Annotated in this window: 1 protein-coding gene and 1 pseudogene; one reads left to right on the plus strand and one right to left on the minus strand. The window is 63.4% G+C overall.

The features are described 5' to 3' along the window. Nucleotides 1-33: 33 nt before the first annotated feature. Nucleotides 34-159, minus strand: a complete 126-nt coding sequence (locus G6028_RS17945; RefSeq protein ID WP_277817612.1) for a hypothetical protein — start codon at nt 157-159, stop codon at nt 34-36. Nucleotides 160-242: 83 nt separating this feature from the next. Between G6028_RS17945 and G6028_RS13885 the strand changes: the two are divergent. After that, nucleotides 243-1,106 (plus strand): annotated as a pseudogene (locus G6028_RS13885) (IS1634 family transposase); the annotation flags it as partial. Nucleotides 1,107-1,299 lie beyond the last annotated feature (193 nt).

Genomic DNA, 1,299 nt, shown 5'->3' on the forward strand with positions numbered 1-1,299 from the left:
CACGATCGCCGCGATCCCCAAACCCGCCTGACCTCACCTGCCCGCCCACGACAGCACCACCCGGAGACCCGCCACCGGCAGCGCCAGCCGGCGCTCCCGCACGCCCATGGACGCAATCGCACCCACCGTCACCCGGCAGAAGCCGTCCTCACACTCCATGAATCAGCGGGGTTAGGATCGTTGCAGGTCACGAGTTTTAACATGCCGCGCGCGGGTCACTAATTGAGCGGAACTTGGAGGTGGTGGGTCTGTACGTGGTGCAATCCAAGACCGCCTCCGGGGCCATCGGCGTGCAGATCTGGGAGAAGATCCGTGGCCGGCGCCAGATGGTTGCGCATATTGGCTCCGCCCACACGCCCGGCGAGCTCGCGGCATTGATCGAGGTCGCCAAGCAACGAATCCATGCTGACCAGCACGAACTCGAGCTTGGACTAGAGGACCGGGCATCTGCGGTGATCGATCTGCCCGCCAGCTCGGCTGCCGTGGCCAAACGGTCGTCGTCACGAATTTTGTGGCAAGGCCTGGCGGGCAGCTACGAGCGTCTCGGCTTTGACGTGGTGGCCGACTCGGTGTTCCGTGACCTGGTACTGGCCCGTCTGGTCGATCCGACGAGCAAACTCGATTCGGTACGGGTGCTCAGGGGACTGGGCTTGGATCCGCCGCACGTCAACACGCTCTATAACTGTCTGGGTCGGGTGGTTGCCCGCGACTACCGCACCCTCATCGCTACCGCTTGCTGGCGCCACGTCACGGCCGCCGGCGGCCCCGGCGTCGCCCTGATCTTGTATGACCTGACCACGTTGTACTTCGAGGCCGAGAAAGAAGACGGCCTACGCAAAGTCGGCATGAGCAAGGAACGCCGAGTGGATCCGCAGATCACTGTCGGACTGTTGGTAGCCCGTGACGGATTCCCGCTGGACGTGCACGTTTTCGAGGGCAACAAGGCAGAGACCAAGACCTTGATCCCAGTGATCACCGCCTTCCAGGAGCGGCACGCAATCACGGACATGGTCGTCGTGGCTGATGCGGGGATGCTCTCGGCGGCCAACCTGAACGCCCTCGAAGACGCAGGTCTGTCGTTCATCGTCGGCTCCCGCACCTCCAAAGTGGCAGATAGGGCCAGATGGTACTTACGGTCCGGCGATTCGGTACCGCGATTCTGACGACTTGGTACTCCTCGGGGCAGCCGGGGTGGTCTGCTCAAGGTAGGCGGCGCGACTGCGCCGTCTGTTCCTATTTGAGGAGGCTGCATGGCCGACTACAAAGCCATCATGACGTTGGCGCTTGCCGGGCATAGCT

The organism is Dietzia cercidiphylli (assembly GCF_014145145.1).
Lineage (GTDB): Bacteria > Actinomycetota > Actinomycetes > Mycobacteriales > Mycobacteriaceae > Dietzia > Dietzia natronolimnaea.